A 13,492-nucleotide genomic window follows, 5' to 3' on the forward strand; every position below is an offset into this window, starting at 1 on the left:
GCCGCTCCGAGTAGGGGGACGGATGCCGGCCGGCTTCCGTGATCCGTAGCGTCCGGGCCATGGAGAACAACGCGCACACCGACTCCGGGACCACGTCGCACACCGACTCCGGGACCACGTCGCACACCGCCTCCGGGGCGACGCGGTCCGTCCTGCCGCCCGCGGCACGGACGGCCGCCGAGTGGCTCGGGCTCGTCAGCCTCGCGCTGTTCGTGCTGCTCGTCGGCGCCGTCGTGAGGGTCGTCGGGCCGCTGCTCGGCTTGGCCTGCGACGCCTGCCAGGACGAAGGTCCGCGGCCCGCTGCGCTTCGACGGCGCGCTGATCGTGCTGGCCCGGGTCGGCGTACCGGTGGTCACCCTGGGGACCGTCGCGGGCGTGTTCCACCCGCGCGGGGGCGGCCGGGCCGGGGGGATCGGGCTGGGGCTCCTGGGGGTGCTGTTCCGCGTGACGCCGGTCCTGGGTCAGATCACCGCCTGATCGCGAGCTCCCGTATCAAAGCGGGTCCACCACGGACATCCGGACGGAGGCGCCGGGGGCGAGCAGGTGCAGCCGCTCGGTGAGTCCCGCCTCGGCGAAGGCCTTCGTCAGAGCGGGGCCGTCCTCGGTGAAGTGCGCCCAGTGCTCGAAGTGCAGCGGCACGACATGACGGGCACCGAGGATCCGGGCGGCCTCGGCCGCCTGCGCGCTGGTGAGGGTCAGCGGGGCGTCCGGGACGAGGGGCGTCCGCGCGGCGCCCGCGAAGAGCACGGCGATGTCGAAGGGGCCCTCGCGGCGGGCGATCTCGCGGACCAGGTCCATGGAGGCGTTGTCGCCGCTGACGTAGACCTTGGGCAGGTCGTCGCCGGAGAGGACGAAGCCGGTCACCTCGCCGACGAGGGCTTCGGAGCCCACGGGGCCGTGCAGGGCGGGGACGGCGGTGACGTGCAGGACCCCGTCGCCGGGCAGCGGCAGTTCGACGCGCTCCCAGGGGGCGAGCGCCCGCACGGGGGCGCCCAGACGGGCCTGGGCCGACGGCGTGGACAGGACCAGGGGAGCGGTCGCGAGGTGCGCGCGGCCGGAGGTGTCGAGGTTGTCGGGGTGCTGGTCGTGGGAGAGCAGGACCGCGTCGACCGGGCCGATGTCGCCGGGCCGGCGGGCCGGGCCGGCCGTCTTGGTCAGCTCACGCGAGCCGATCGGGTAGGCCCCGGGGGCGTCGAAGGTGGGGTCGGTGAGCAGGCGCAGGCCGGCGAGCTCGATGACAGCGGTCGGGCCGCCGATGTAGGTGATCTCCACGGTGGTCATGTCCGGTGCAAGAGGAGGCGGACCGGAGGTATTCCTTCCGCTAAGGGGGTCCTTGCACTATGAGCGTCCGATCAGGTCGCGTGGTCTGGTGGTGGGGGTACCTCCCGCGCCGTTCAGGCAGCGGGGGAGCATCGCAAGGCGCCGGAGCGCCCAGGTAGCTCCGCTACCTGGGCGCTCCGGCAACGCGGCGAGGTGCGGTGCCAGGCCGCGGGACCCGGGCGGGCATAGTGCAAGGACCCCTAAGCGGGGCAGGCCCTGCGACGTGGGACGTACTGCGCCGGACACGGAACGGCGGACAGAACAGCGGACACCGAACGGCCGGCAGGAGAGACTGGACCCATGTGCCGGAGCATCAAGACACTGCGTCCGCCCGCGTTGCCCGAGGAGGCGACCCAGGAGGAGATCCGGGCCGCCGCCCTCCAGTTCGTGCGGAAGGTCTCGGGCTTCCGGGCTCCCGCCGCGCACAACCGCGAGGTCTTCGACCACGCGGTCGAGGCGATCGCGGCGGCGACCGAGGAACTGCTGGCGGGGCTGGAGGTGCGGGGCCAGGCGGCGGTGCGCAAGGCGGGCTGACACGGCCGGAACGCGGACGGGGACGGGGCTTCGGACCCCTGAACCCCCGAGGCTGCCTGGACCCTAGGACGCCTCAGGGCCCGCCGGGGCCCTGCGCATCAGATACGCCGCTGCCGCGCCCGCCGCGAACAGGGCCGCCACCGACACGCCCGTCGCCAGCCAGGCGGCGCCCAGCCAGCGCGTGCCGAAGTAGCCGAGGGCGACGCTGTAGGCGGCCCACGACAGACCGGCGAGGGCGGACCAGGGCAGGAACTCCCGGACCCGGCGATGGGTCGCGCCGGCGCTGAAGGAGACGACCGAGCGGCCGGCCGGGGCGAAACGGGCGATCACGACCAGCACGCCGCCGCCCCGGGACAGGGCCGCGCCGAGTCGTTCCTGCGCCGAGCTGAGCCTGCGGGAACGGGCGATGGCACGGTCCAGCCGCTCGCCGCCGCGCCAGGCCAGCCGGTAGGCGACGAGGTCGCCCAGCACCGACGCCGTCGCCGCGCACACGATCAGCGCCAGGATGTCGGGCACGTCCCCGGGGACCTGCCCTGTCGCGGCACCCGAACCGGCGGCGGCCGCCGTGGCCGCGGTGACGACCAGAACGCCGCTGGGCAGCACGGGCAGGAAGACGTCGAGCAGCACCGACAGCGCCACCACGACATAGATCCATGGTGCGCCGGTGAGCGACCCCACCCTCGCCACACTCTCCAGCACCGACGACTCCCTGAACTCCCCCGTGGACCGGACCGTGCCGCGACGTCGCGGGGGAGCGGCAGGGGCGGCCTGTGAACAGCCATACAGCGTACGCCGCAGATGTGACAGGGGGTGCGTCGGGGGCATATGTGTTCGCTGTTACGCCGGAAAGGCGTCGAGAACAGTCGAGGCAAGGGCACCGAGACGGCACCGGAACGGCGGCCCGAGACGGCGACGGAACGGCGGCCCGAGGCCCTGACGGCCGACGCCCGTCCGGGAGCCGACCGTCAGACGCTTGGGCCGCCAGACCCTCGGGCCGTCGGGCCCCTAGACCCTCGGGCCGCCAGGCCCCTGAACCGTCGGGGCCGTAACCGGTGCGGTCCGGTCCGCTCCGGCCGGGACCGGTGGCCTCGGCCGTCAGGCCGCCACGGTCAGGCCGCCACGGTCAGGCCGCCACGGTCAGGTTCCGACCGTCAGACCGCGACCGGCGTCTGCTCGGCCGTGGGCTGCTGCTGCGCCCAGCGCCTGGCGAGCAGCGTGTCCAGCCCGAACGCGCCGGAGCCGGTGAAGACCAGCAGCAGGAAGGCCCAGCAGAACATCGCCGACGCCTCGCCGCCGTTCTCGATCGGCCACAGGGCCGCCTTCTGGTGGATGTCGAAGTAGGCGAACGCCATGGACCCGGAGGCGATGAACGCGGTGGCGCGGGTGCCCAGGCCCAGCAGGACGAGAGCGCCGCCGACCAGTTGGATCACCGCCGCGTACCAGCCCGGCCAGGTGCCGGCCGCGAGGGTGCCGCCATGGGTGCCCATCGCCCCGCCGAGCACACCGAACAGCGAGGCGGCACCGTGGCAGGTGAACAGCAGGCCCACGACGACGCGGTAGAGGCCGAGGGCGTACGGCTGTGTGGAGTTGAGGCGTCCGGTCAGGCCGGTCATGTGGGGAGTCTCCTTCTACGGAGCCGGTCGGAGGGGTGCCGGCGCATGGAGAGGGGGGTACCGGCACAGGACGGTTGTTCGAACAGCTGAACAGATTAGGTCTCCCTAATCAGTGCTTGCAAGTTCAACATCTCGCCAATTCCGACCGCGGCCGTGGTTCCGTTTGCCGCTTTCTTTGCGGTGGTACGGCGCGGAATGCGGGAAGTGCGCGGGCGGGCGGTGCCGCGGACAATCGGGGACAACGGGGCGTGCCACTGGGTGGACCGCCCGCGTCCTACTGGGCGAGTTCGCGCTCGGCCGTCGTCTCGAGCCGGGCCCGCCCACCCGCCGCGGCCTGCGCCCGGGCCCGCTCCAGCCGCAGCCGTGCTGAACGACCGTGCAGTGTGAGGGTCATGAACTGGTTGCCGAACCAGGGACCGCCCGTGCGCCGCCAGGTGACAGATGGCTCGACACAGTTCCCGTGCCGGGCGAGAAGGCGCCCCAGGGCCCGCGCCGCCGCGCTCCAGCCGAAGTGGAAGCCCAGCCGCATCGGCAGCGGCACGGAGTTGTGCACGGGGGAACAGGTGAGCTGCACCACCCGGGAGCCCACCGGCCGCGACCGCCACGCGGGCTCGGCGACGTAGGCGTGGTGGACGTCACCGGAGAGCACGCAGATCGTCGCGGGCGCCCCGGGGGCCGACCCCGCCTTTGCGATCAGCTCGGCCAGCGCCTCGAAGGACGCCGGGAACGCCGCCCAGTGCTCCAGGTCCGCACGCCGCCGCAGTCGCTCCCCGAACCGAGCCCAGCGCGGGCCCCGCACGCCCCGGCACAGTGCCGCGTCCCACGCCTCGGCGTCGTGCACGAGGTGGGGCAGCAGCCAGGGCAGCGAGGTGCCGATCAGGAGGTGGTCGCAGGAGCCGGGGTCCGCGAGCACCTGGTCGCGCAGCCACCCGGCCTCCCCGGGATCGAGCATCGCCCGGCCGTCCTCGTCCAGGACCCGGGCCGCCCGCGTGTCCACCATCAGCACCCGGACCCGGCCGAAGTCGCGGCGGTAGCTCCAGCGCGCCGAGGCGGGGTCGGCCTCCGTGCGGGCGGCGAAGGCCCGCAGCGCGTCGGTGCCGTCCGGGGTCGCCCGTACGGCGGCGTAGAGCGGGTCGGCGGCCAGCTCGGCGGGGGAGAGGTTGCCCAGGTGCTGGTGCACCCAGTAGGACATCAGGCCGCTCAGCAGCCGCTCCCGCCACCAGTGGGTGGCCCGCATTCCGGCGAGCCAGGCGGCGGAGGTGTTCCAGTCGTCGATGACGTCGTGGTCGTCGAAGATCATGCAACTGGGCACGGTGGACAGCAGCCAGCGCACCTCCGGGTCGCGCCAGGACTCGTGGTAGAGCCCGGTGTACTCCTCGTAGTCCGCCACCTCGCTGCCCGGAGGGTCGGCCGGGTCGCGGCGGGCGGCGAGTCGGCGCCGGGTCGCCTCGGAGGTCTCGTCGGCGTAGACCTGGTCGCCCAGGAGCAGCAGCACGTCGGGCCGCTCGCCCTCGGGGTCGGCGGCGATCCGCGCCGCCAGTGCGTCCAGCGCGTCGGGCCCGGCCGGGTCCTTGCCGTCCGCCGGGGGCGCCGCCCAGCGGCAGGAGCCGAAGGCGACGCGGAGGCCGTCGCCGGGGCCGGGGGCCCGGATGACGGAGGGCGGGAAGGGCGAGCCGGGCAGTGGCCACACCCGAGTGCCGTCGAGCAGTACCTCGTACGGCACCGACGTGCCGGGCGTGAGACCGGTCACCGGGACGACGGCGTAGTGGTGGCCCTCGATCTGGAAGGTGCGGGCGGTGCCGCCGGCGCCGCCGGAGCAGCGGACCTCGGCGGTGCACGGCCGGCCCGCCTCGACCCACACGGTCGCGGACGAGCCGTCGACGTACCTCAGCAGTGGTCCCAGGCGCAGTCCGGCCACGGCGATCGCCCGCCCCTTTCCATGGTCGGGCTCGCCTCCGGGGCGCTTCACCCGGTGTCGTGGCGGCGATCGTGCTCAGCCCTTCGGGCCTCCGCGCGTTCACCGCCCCGACACCGGCGCGCCCCTCCGGCTCGCCCTCCTCCGTCGACCCGTACGGTATTGAACGACGGGGGAGGGCGGACAGACCCGTGCGATCAGCAGCCGGCGAGGTAGTTCTGCAGGGCGCTCTTCTCCGCCGAGTCGACCGAGAGGTCGTAGTAGTACTTCACCTGGACCCAGGCGCGGACGTACGTGCAGCGGTACGCGGTCCGGGACGGCATCCAGGTCGCCGGGTCCTGGTCGCCCTTGGCCTGGTTGACGTTGTCGGTGACCGCGAGGAGCTGCGGGCGGGTGACGTCGTTGGCGAAGGCCTGGCGCTGGGCGGTGGTCCACTTGCTCGCGCCGGAGTCCCAGGCCTCGGCCAGCGGCACGAGGTGGTCGATGTCCACGTCGGAGGCGGCGGTCCAGGTCGCGCCGTCGTAGGGGGAGTACCAGCTGCCGCTGGTGGCGCGGCAGGAGGAGTCGGTGACGACGTTGGTGCCGTCCCGCTTGAGGATCCACTCGCGGGTGTTGCAGGTGCCGGAGATGGTGATCCAGGTCGGGAACAGGTCGCGGCTGTAGCCGGTGCGGTTCTCGGCGGCCACGGTGAGGGTGGAGAGGTAGCTGCGGGCGGTGGAGGCGCTGACCGGCGTGGGGAGGGCGGCGGAGGCGGCCGGGGAGTTGAACAGCGCGACGGAGGCTATGAGTCCGGTGAGGGCCGCGAGTATGCTCAGCCGTCGACGCGCGTAGACCTTCGAAGAACGAGTCACGTGAACTCCCTTGTGGGGTGGGGTGTTGGGGCGAGCGAGGGAATGCTCGCGGCGCCGCGTTGCGGGGAGGTGTGTGTCCGGTAAGAAGCTAATGACGTGTTCATGACACGACAAGGTTCACGACCGAACTTTCGGATCCCGTACCATGGACGGCGCAGAAGGGGAGTAGCCCTTCGCCGGGACCGTCGACATACTGCTCAGCCCGCCTGAGCCGGCGCCCGGAGGCGGACCTCGCACCGTAGGACGGCGAGGTCGGCCGGCGAGACCTTCGGCAAGCAGTGCACACCCGTGCGTACGGCACGGGTGCATCCGTGTGCTGCCCTGCCGAGGTGTCTGATCGCGAACGTCGCACCCTCTCGGCCGGGTGGCCCCGACCGATTGAGAAGGAATGATCAGTCTCAGCGTCCTGGCGCTCGTCTTCGGCGTCGTCTTCCTCGCCGAACTGCCGGACAAGACGGCCCTCGCGGGACTCGTCCTCGGCACCCGCTACCGCGCCTCGTACGTCTTCGCGGGCGTCGCCGCCGCGTTCCTGCTGCACGTGGCCCTCGCCGTGGCGGCGGGCAGCGCGCTGACCCTGCTGCCGCAGCGGATCGTGCACGCGCTCACCGGCGTGCTCTTCCTCGGCGGCGCGGCGGTGCTGCTGCTCAAGAAGGACGACGGCGACGAGGAGATCCGCCGGCCCGAGGACCAGTCCTTCTGGAAGGTCGCCGGAACCGGCTTCATGCTCATCCTCGTCGCCGAGTTCGGTGACCTCACCCAGATCATGACGGCGAACCTCGCGGCCCGTTACGACGACCCGGTCTCCGTGGGCCTGGGTGCGGTGCTGGCCCTCTGGGCGGTGGCGGGCCTCGGCATCGTGGGCGGAAAGGCGCTGATGAGGCGGGTTCCGCTGGCCCTGATCACCAAGATAGCGGCCCTTTTGATGGCCGCGCTCGGCGCGTGGAGCCTGTGGGAGGCGGTGGCCTGAGCGGGCAGCGGAAGGGCCGGCTCCGGGTGAACGGCCGGCGGGGCGGTGGCGGGAAGCGGCTAGGTTTTGTACCGTAGGGGAACAAAGTGGTTCCCGCCCGCTTCCCCTGACCGGCGGGCGGGGCCGCCTTGTCCCTCCGGGAGCTCCGAGGGGCTCCGGGATTCCGGGGGCACCGGGGCCCGTCCTTACGCCCCTGCCGTACTTCCGTACGCCCGACCCTTCCGCCGCCTTGGAGCTGCCGATGACGGCCACCGCCGTGCTCACCGCCCGCGCCCTCCTGCTGGACATGGACGGCACCCTCGTCAATTCCGACGCCGTCGTGGAACGGATCTGGCGGCGCTGGGCCGACCGGCACGGTCTGGACGGCGACGACGTGCTGAAGGTCGTCCACGGCCGCCAGGGCCACGCCTCGATGGCGGTGCTGCTGCCTCACCGGTCCAAGGAGCAGAACCTCGCCGACAACGCCCGCATGCTCGCCGAGGAGACCGCGGACATGGACGGCGTCGTCCCGGTGCCCGGCGCGCCGGAGTTCCTCGCCTCCCTGCTCGGGGTGGAGCACGCGCTCGTGACCTCGGCCGACGTGGGCCTGTCCACCGCCCGGATGGCCGCCGCCGGCCTGCCGCTGCCCGACGTGCGCATCACCGCCGAGTCCGTCGGCGCGAGCAAGCCCGACCCCGAGGGCTTCCTCAAGGGCGCCGCCGAACTGGGCGTCGCCCCCGCCGACTGCGTCGTCTTCGAGGACTCCGGCGCGGGCATCGCGGCCGGGCGCGCCGCCGGGATGCGCGTGGTCGGCGTCGGCCCGCGCGCCGGCATCCACTGCCCGGACGCCGTGGTACGGGACCTCACCCAGGTCCGCGTCGAGCCGGCGGAGTCCGGCGCCGTCCGTCTGCACATCGGCTGACGTCCCGGGCTGACGTCCCGGGCTGACGTCTCGCCCGGGCAGCGGATGACGTCAGGGGCGTGACGTCTCCGACTCCAGGCTCGCCCGTGTCGCCGGGCCGTAGACCCCGAGGCCGTCCGAGGTGACGCCGCGGGCCCACTGGTAGGTGCGTACGGAGTTCTCCAGCCGCTGGCCGAAGACGCCGTCGATCCGGCCGGTGTACAGGGACAACTGCGCCAGGCGCTGCTGGAGTTCGGTCACCTCGGGACCGCGGTCGCCCCGGCGCAGGACGGGGGCGGGCTGCGCGGTCGCCGTGGCCCGGACGGTCGCCGCGGTCTGTGTCGGCGCGGGGGACTCCGTGCCCGGCCCGGAGCCGGACCCGGAACCCGACGGGGACGGCGTCGGCGAGGCACTCGTCGCCGAGGGCGACGGTGACGCCGACGGACTCGCGCTGCGGGACGGCGACGCGGTCGCCGACGCGGACACCGACGGCGAGGACGACGAGGCGGTGGCCGTCGCCGAGGACGGCGGAGCCGTGTGCGACGGGCCGTCCGGGATGCTCTCCCGCACCTCCTGGGCCGCGGCCCCGTCCCGCGCCGGGGACTCGTACGAGAACAGCCCGCTCGCGTACCCGGCCGCCGCCACGACCGCGACCACGGCTCCGGACACCGCGAGCAGGGCGCCGGGCCGGCGCCGGCCGCGTGCGGCGCGTCCCCGCGCCCCGTCCGCGCCGGGCCGGCCCGGCGCGCCCGCCGGGTCGCCGTCGCGGCCGTCGCGGCCGGAGTCGAACAGGCTGAGGTCCGAGGCACTCGGCTCGCCCGCCCGCGGCGCCAACGGAGTGGGCAGCGTGGCCGGCCGCAGCCGCATCGTCGCCTCGACGGCAGCCACCGGCCGCGTCTCCGCCTCGGGAGGGCCGGCGGCGCCCGCGCCGTTACGGGTGGGCACGGCCCCGGCGGAACCGGGGGTGCGCGCCGCAGCGCCCTCGCCGGGGTCGTGTACGTCGTCGGGGGCTCCGGGGGCGTGCACGGTGCCGTCCACGCGCGGGATGCGTACGGTGTCGCCCTCCCCGGAGGCGCGTACGGCACCGCCCGAGCCGGGGCCGTGCCCCGCGCCGCTTGCGTGGCCGGGGTGTGTCGTGCCGCTCTCGCCGGGGGTCTGCGGGGTGCTGCCGGTGCCGGGCGTGTGCCGGGTGCCGTCCGCGTCGGGTGCGTGTGCGGTGCCGTCCGTGTGAGGGGTGTACACGGCACCGCCCGAGCCGGGGCCGTGTGCTGTGCCGCCCGCATGGCCGGGGGGCGTCGGGGCGCTCTCGGCGGAGGCGTGCACGGTGCTGCCGGTGCCGGGCATCTGCTGGGTGTCGTCCGCGAGGGGGCTGGGCGCAGCACCGTTTGCGCCGCCGGGGTGTGCCGTACCGCTCTCGCCGCGGGCCTGTCCCGCGCCGCTCTCTGCGCCGGTCTGCCCCGTGTGGCCCATGTCCTCCCCGCGATCGCCGCGGCCCGTGCCGGGCGCACCCTCCGCCAGGCCCACGGCGTCCACCGCTCCCCGGCGGCCGGTCGCGGCGGACTCAGGGCCGCCCGCGTCCCCGGAGTGCCCGTCGGGCTCCGCGCCCCCGTGGCTCCCCGTGTCCCCGGCGCGCCGCGCGATCTCCGCTTCCTCCACCCCCGTAGCGCCCCTGGTCCCCGTCGTCCCCGTCGTCCCCGTCGCCCCCGGCGTCCTGCCCGCGTTCACGTATGGGCGTATGCGCAGGGGGTTGAAGTCCTCTGCTGCGGCTGCCTCGGCTGTGCGGGTGTCGCGCAGGGCATCGGCTGCCCGCCGGGCGCAGGCGCACGACGGGGAGTTGTCCGTGGCCCGGGGTGCTCCGCACTCCGGGCAGACGTGCCCGTTCGGCTGTTCCACGCGTCGGTCCCTCCCCTGGAGAACTCCAAGGATTATGCAGATCCTCTCCACACCGTCTCCCCGAAGCCCCCGGAATGGCGGCCTCCGGGCGGGACTCAACAGGCCATAGCGGGACACACCAATGAGGATGGAACAAGTCAGGCGAGCGTCGGGAGGTCTCCATGGCCGGGGATGGGCACGGCAGGACCGGGATAACGGGCACCGCGGGCGATGTGCCGGACGGTGACGGCACCCGGTCCGCTCACGTCGACGCCCCGGTCCGGCCGGACGAGCACGTCCCCGGGAACGTCCTGGTCTCGATCGGCGCCCTGCTCCTCGGCATGCTGCTGGCCGCGCTGGACCAGACGATCGTGTCGACCGCGCTGCCCACCATCGTCAGCGACCTCGGCGGCCTGGAGCACCTGTCCTGGGTGGTCACCGCCTATCTGCTGGCCTCGACGGCCGCGACCCCGCTCTGGGGCAAGCTCGGTGACCAGTACGGACGCAAGAAACTCTTCCAGACCGCGATCGTGATCTTCCTGATCGGCTCGGCGCTGTGCGGGATGGCGCAGAACATGCCCGAGCTGATCGCGTTCCGGGCGCTCCAGGGCCTGGGCGGCGGCGGGCTCATCGTGCTGTCCATGGCGATCGTCGGCGATGTCGTCTCGCCCCGCGACCGCGGCCGCTACCAGGGTCTGTTCGGTGCCGTCTTCGGCACGACCAGTGTGCTCGGGCCGCTGCTCGGCGGACTGTTCACCCAGCATCTGAGCTGGCGCTGGGTCTTCTACGTCAACCTGCCCGTCGGCGTCGTCGCCCTCGCCGTGATCGCCGCCGCCCTGCGCATCCCGCGCAAGTCCCAGCAGCACGTCATCGACTACCTGGGCACCCTGCTCATCGCCTCGGTCGCCACCTGCCTGGTCCTGGTGGCCTCGCTCGGCGGCACCACCTGGAGCTGGGGTTCGCCGCAGATCACCGGCCTGGCGGTGCTGGGGGTCGTCCTCGCGGTGGTGTTCGTGGCCGTGGAGCGCCGGGCGGCGGAACCCGTTCTGCCGCTCAAGCTCTTCCGCATCCGCACCTTCGCCCTCTCCGCCGTCATCAGCTTCATCGTCGGCTTCGCCATGTTCGGCGCGATGACCTACCTGCCGACGTTCCTCCAGGTCGTGAGGGGCATCTCCCCGACCCTCTCCGGTGTCCACATGCTGCCGATGGTGGTCGGCATGCTGCTGGCCTCCACCGGTTCCGGGCAGATCGTCAGCCGCACCGGCCGCTGGAAGGTGTTCCCGGTCCTGGGCACCGCCGTCACCACCCTCGGCCTGCTCCTGCTGCACCAGCTCGACGAGCACAGCACCACGGCCGAGATGAGCGGCTACTTCTTCGTCTTCGGCCTCGGCCTCGGCCTGGTCATGCAGGTGCTGGTGCTGATCGTGCAGAACGCCGTCAGCTACCAGGACCTGGGCGTGGCCACCTCCGGCGCCACCTTCTTCCGCTCCATCGGCGCCTCCTTCGGCGTGGCCATCTTCGGCACGGTCTTCGCCGGCCGCCTCGGCGACAAGCTCGCCGACGCATTGCGGGGGGTCGCGCTGCCCCCGGGGGTCTCGGCGGACTCCCTGAAGTCCGACCCGCGCGGCATCGCCGCCCTGCCGGCCGCGCTGCGCCCGGCCGCCCTGCACGCCTACGCCTCCGCCATCACCGACGTCTTCCTCTACGCCGCACCGGTCGCTCTGCTCGGCTTCGTCCTGGCCTGGTTCCTGAAGGAGGACAGACTGCGCGGCTCCGTCACGGCCCCCGACGGCACGGAGACCTATGCCACGAACCCCGTCGAGCGGTCCTCGTACGACGAGGTGTGCCGCGCGCTGTCCGTGCTGGGCACCCGCGAGGGGCGGCGGGAGGTCTACCGGAGGATCACCGAGCGGGCCGGCTACGACCTGAAGCCCGCGGCGAGCTGGCTGGTGCTGCGGATCAAGAAGTACGGCTGGGTGGAGCCCGCCGTGCTGGCCGAGCGCAGCCCCGTGCCGCTGAACGTCATCATCGAGGCCGCCCGCCAGGTCGAGGAGCGGCGCCTGGCCGAACGCCAGGGCCTGGACCTCGTACTGACCGCACAGGGCCGGGAGGTCGCCGAGCGGCTGGCGCACGCCCGCGAGGAGTCGCTCGCCGAACTGCTCGGCGACTGGTGGGGTCCCGAGCGGCAGACCGACCTGGTGCAGCTGGTGAAGGGACTGACCGAGGAGCTGTGCGGCTCCGACGCCGAACGCCCGCACGCCGAACCCGGGGAACGTCCGGTGCCCCGCCTGGCGTGATACCGGGCGGACCGGTGACGTGGCGGTCCGGCGGCCGGACCGGGGTCAGGCGAGGGACTTGGCGAACCAGTGCTCGGCGTACGGGGCGTCGTTGTGCGGTGTGGTCTCCCCGTAGCCGAGACGCGTGTACAGCGTGCGGGCCTCCACCAGGTCGCTGCGGGTGTCGAGGACCATCCGCCGGGCGCCGAGCGCGCGGGCCGCGTCCTCGGCCGCCGTGACCAGGAGGGTGGCGCCGCCCCTGCCGCGCAGCTCCTGGTGCAGGAAGACCCGGGTGAGCTCGGCGGTCGCCGCGTCCAGCAGCCGCACGCCCGCGGTACCGGCCGGCCGGCCGTCGTACCGGGCGAGCAGCAACTGCCCCGTGGGCGGCGCGAGTTCGGCGCCGGTGCAGGCGGCGACCTCCCGTTCCAACTCGTCGGGGTCGGTGCGGTGTCCCTCGTGGAGCAGGTACCAGCGGTCGCTGACCTCGGTGTAGTACGCCCGCCACAGCGCGGCGGCGACGGGGGAGCCGTACGGTTCCGGGGCCACGGTCCAGGTCATGCCGGACATTGTCGCCAGCGGGCCCACCGGCCGCGCAACCGGATATCCGGCGACGGCCGCCCCCGGCCCCGCGGTCACCCTGCTCGCGCTCGGTCACCTGCTCGCGCTCGGTCACCTGCTCGCGCTCGGTCACCTGCTCGCGCTCGGCCGCCGCTACTCGTGCTCGGCCGCCGCCCGAGCGGCCCGCCGTCGCCGCCACTCGTGGACGACTTCCTCTACGTCGTACCGTTTCAGGCCCAGTGGAGGGCCGGGCGGGGGCTTGAGCATCATGTCGAGGATCTTGGTGTTGATCTCGGCGATGATCTTCCGCACGATCCGCTCCGAGGGTGCGGCGTAGGCCGCCGCCAGGGCGTCCTCCGCCTCCTTGCGCAGGGCCAGCGTCGGCGGCAGGACGGACAGGCCCTCGCGGGCCATCTTCCGCTTGATCCACCACAGTTCGTCGTACGTCATGTCGTCCGGCAGCGGCTTGCCCGCGCCCGGCAACCGGTCGAAGTCGCCCCGCCCCTGTGCGTCACGGATCTCCTTCTCGACCCAGGACTCGAACGGAACACCCGGTGGCTTTCGCTCGGTCATGAACCCATTGTGCCGGACGGGCCACGGCCGGTCGATTTATCATGCCGCGCGGTGCGTCAATCAGGCGCTCCGCCACCGGTATTGGCGCCTGCGGCCGGGCACGGCGCAGCGGCAGAGGCAGCTGCGCGGGCAG

13 protein-coding genes are annotated in these 13,492 nt (G+C 73.6%); 5 read left to right on the forward strand and 8 right to left on the reverse strand.

What is annotated here, in order from left to right; all coding sequences use genetic code 11:
- The first annotated feature begins 324 nt into the window (after nucleotides 1–324).
- Nucleotides 325–477: a hypothetical protein gene (locus tag R2S09_RS23235; protein WP_306191587.1), complete on the forward strand. Its 153-nt coding sequence runs from the start codon at nucleotides 325–327 to the stop codon at nucleotides 475–477.
- Between the two features lie 15 nt (nucleotides 478–492).
- On the opposite strand, the gene R2S09_RS23240 is transcribed toward R2S09_RS23235, so the two are convergent.
- Nucleotides 493–1,281 carry an MBL fold metallo-hydrolase gene (locus R2S09_RS23240; RefSeq protein WP_316743002.1) on the reverse strand — a complete coding sequence of 263 codons (789 nt, stop codon included), beginning with the start codon at nucleotides 1,279–1,281 and terminating at the stop codon, nucleotides 493–495.
- A gap of 339 nt (nucleotides 1,282–1,620) precedes the next feature.
- Between R2S09_RS23240 and R2S09_RS23245 the strand changes: the two genes are divergently transcribed.
- On the forward strand, nucleotides 1,621–1,854 hold the full coding sequence (locus R2S09_RS23245; protein WP_189901419.1) for a DUF2277 domain-containing protein: 234 nt from the start codon (nucleotides 1,621–1,623) through the stop codon (nucleotides 1,852–1,854).
- Nucleotides 1,855–1,917: 63 nt separating this feature from the next.
- Here R2S09_RS23245 and R2S09_RS23250 read toward each other — a convergent pair whose 3' ends face one another.
- The 4 genes from R2S09_RS23250 to R2S09_RS23265 all read right to left on the reverse strand — a co-directional run bounded on the left by R2S09_RS23250 (nucleotide 1,918) and on the right by R2S09_RS23265 (nucleotide 6,233).
- Entirely contained in the window at nucleotides 1,918–2,553 is a 636-nt protein-coding gene (locus R2S09_RS23250) for a DedA family protein (RefSeq protein WP_306191585.1), read from the reverse strand.
- Nucleotides 2,554–3,005: 452 nt separating this feature from the next.
- Nucleotides 3,006–3,458, reverse strand: a complete 453-nt coding sequence (locus tag R2S09_RS23255) for a DoxX family protein (protein ID WP_316743089.1) — start codon at nucleotides 3,456–3,458, stop codon at nucleotides 3,006–3,008.
- A 283-nt stretch (nucleotides 3,459–3,741) separates the two neighbouring features.
- Nucleotides 3,742–5,385: an alkaline phosphatase D family protein gene (locus R2S09_RS23260; protein WP_316743004.1), complete on the reverse strand. Its 1,644-nt coding sequence runs from the start codon at nucleotides 5,383–5,385 to the stop codon at nucleotides 3,742–3,744.
- A gap of 194 nt (nucleotides 5,386–5,579) precedes the next feature.
- A complete protein-coding gene (locus R2S09_RS23265) occupies nucleotides 5,580–6,233 on the reverse strand; it encodes an HNH endonuclease family protein (protein ID WP_306191584.1) in 654 nt (217 codons plus the stop codon).
- Between the two features lie 388 nt (nucleotides 6,234–6,621).
- On the opposite strand from R2S09_RS23265, the gene R2S09_RS23270 reads away from it, so the two are divergent.
- Both R2S09_RS23270 and R2S09_RS23275 read left to right on the forward strand, forming a co-directional pair.
- Complete coding sequence (locus R2S09_RS23270; protein WP_306191583.1) at nucleotides 6,622–7,200, forward strand: TMEM165/GDT1 family protein; 579 nt, start codon at nucleotides 6,622–6,624, stop codon at nucleotides 7,198–7,200.
- Nucleotides 7,201–7,441: 241 nt separating this feature from the next.
- Entirely contained in the window at nucleotides 7,442–8,101 is a 660-nt protein-coding gene (locus R2S09_RS23275) for an HAD-IA family hydrolase (RefSeq protein ID WP_316743007.1), read from the forward strand.
- Between the two features lie 51 nt (nucleotides 8,102–8,152).
- Here R2S09_RS23275 and R2S09_RS23280 read toward each other — a convergent pair whose 3' ends face one another.
- Nucleotides 8,153–9,973: a peptidoglycan-binding protein gene (locus tag R2S09_RS23280; protein ID WP_316743009.1), complete on the reverse strand. Its 1,821-nt coding sequence runs from the start codon at nucleotides 9,971–9,973 to the stop codon at nucleotides 8,153–8,155.
- 161 nt (nucleotides 9,974–10,134) lie between these two features.
- On the opposite strand from R2S09_RS23280, the gene R2S09_RS23285 reads away from it, so the two are divergent.
- On the forward strand, nucleotides 10,135–12,249 hold the full coding sequence (locus R2S09_RS23285; protein ID WP_316743010.1) for an MDR family MFS transporter: 2,115 nt from the start codon (nucleotides 10,135–10,137) through the stop codon (nucleotides 12,247–12,249).
- A gap of 45 nt (nucleotides 12,250–12,294) precedes the next feature.
- On the opposite strand, the gene R2S09_RS23290 is transcribed toward R2S09_RS23285, so the two are convergent.
- Both R2S09_RS23290 and R2S09_RS23295 read right to left on the reverse strand, forming a co-directional pair.
- A complete protein-coding gene (locus R2S09_RS23290; protein WP_306191623.1) occupies nucleotides 12,295–12,786 on the reverse strand; it encodes a GNAT family N-acetyltransferase in 492 nt (163 codons plus the stop codon).
- A 153-nt stretch (nucleotides 12,787–12,939) separates the two neighbouring features.
- Nucleotides 12,940–13,359 carry a DUF1992 domain-containing protein gene (locus R2S09_RS23295; protein WP_306189332.1) on the reverse strand — a complete coding sequence of 140 codons (420 nt, stop codon included), beginning with the start codon at nucleotides 13,357–13,359 and terminating at the stop codon, nucleotides 12,940–12,942.
- Nucleotides 13,360–13,492 lie beyond the last annotated feature (133 nt).

The organism is Streptomyces sp. MK7, assembly GCF_032658145.1.
Taxonomy (GTDB): Bacteria; Actinomycetota; Actinomycetes; order Streptomycetales; family Streptomycetaceae; genus Streptomyces; species Streptomyces spiralis.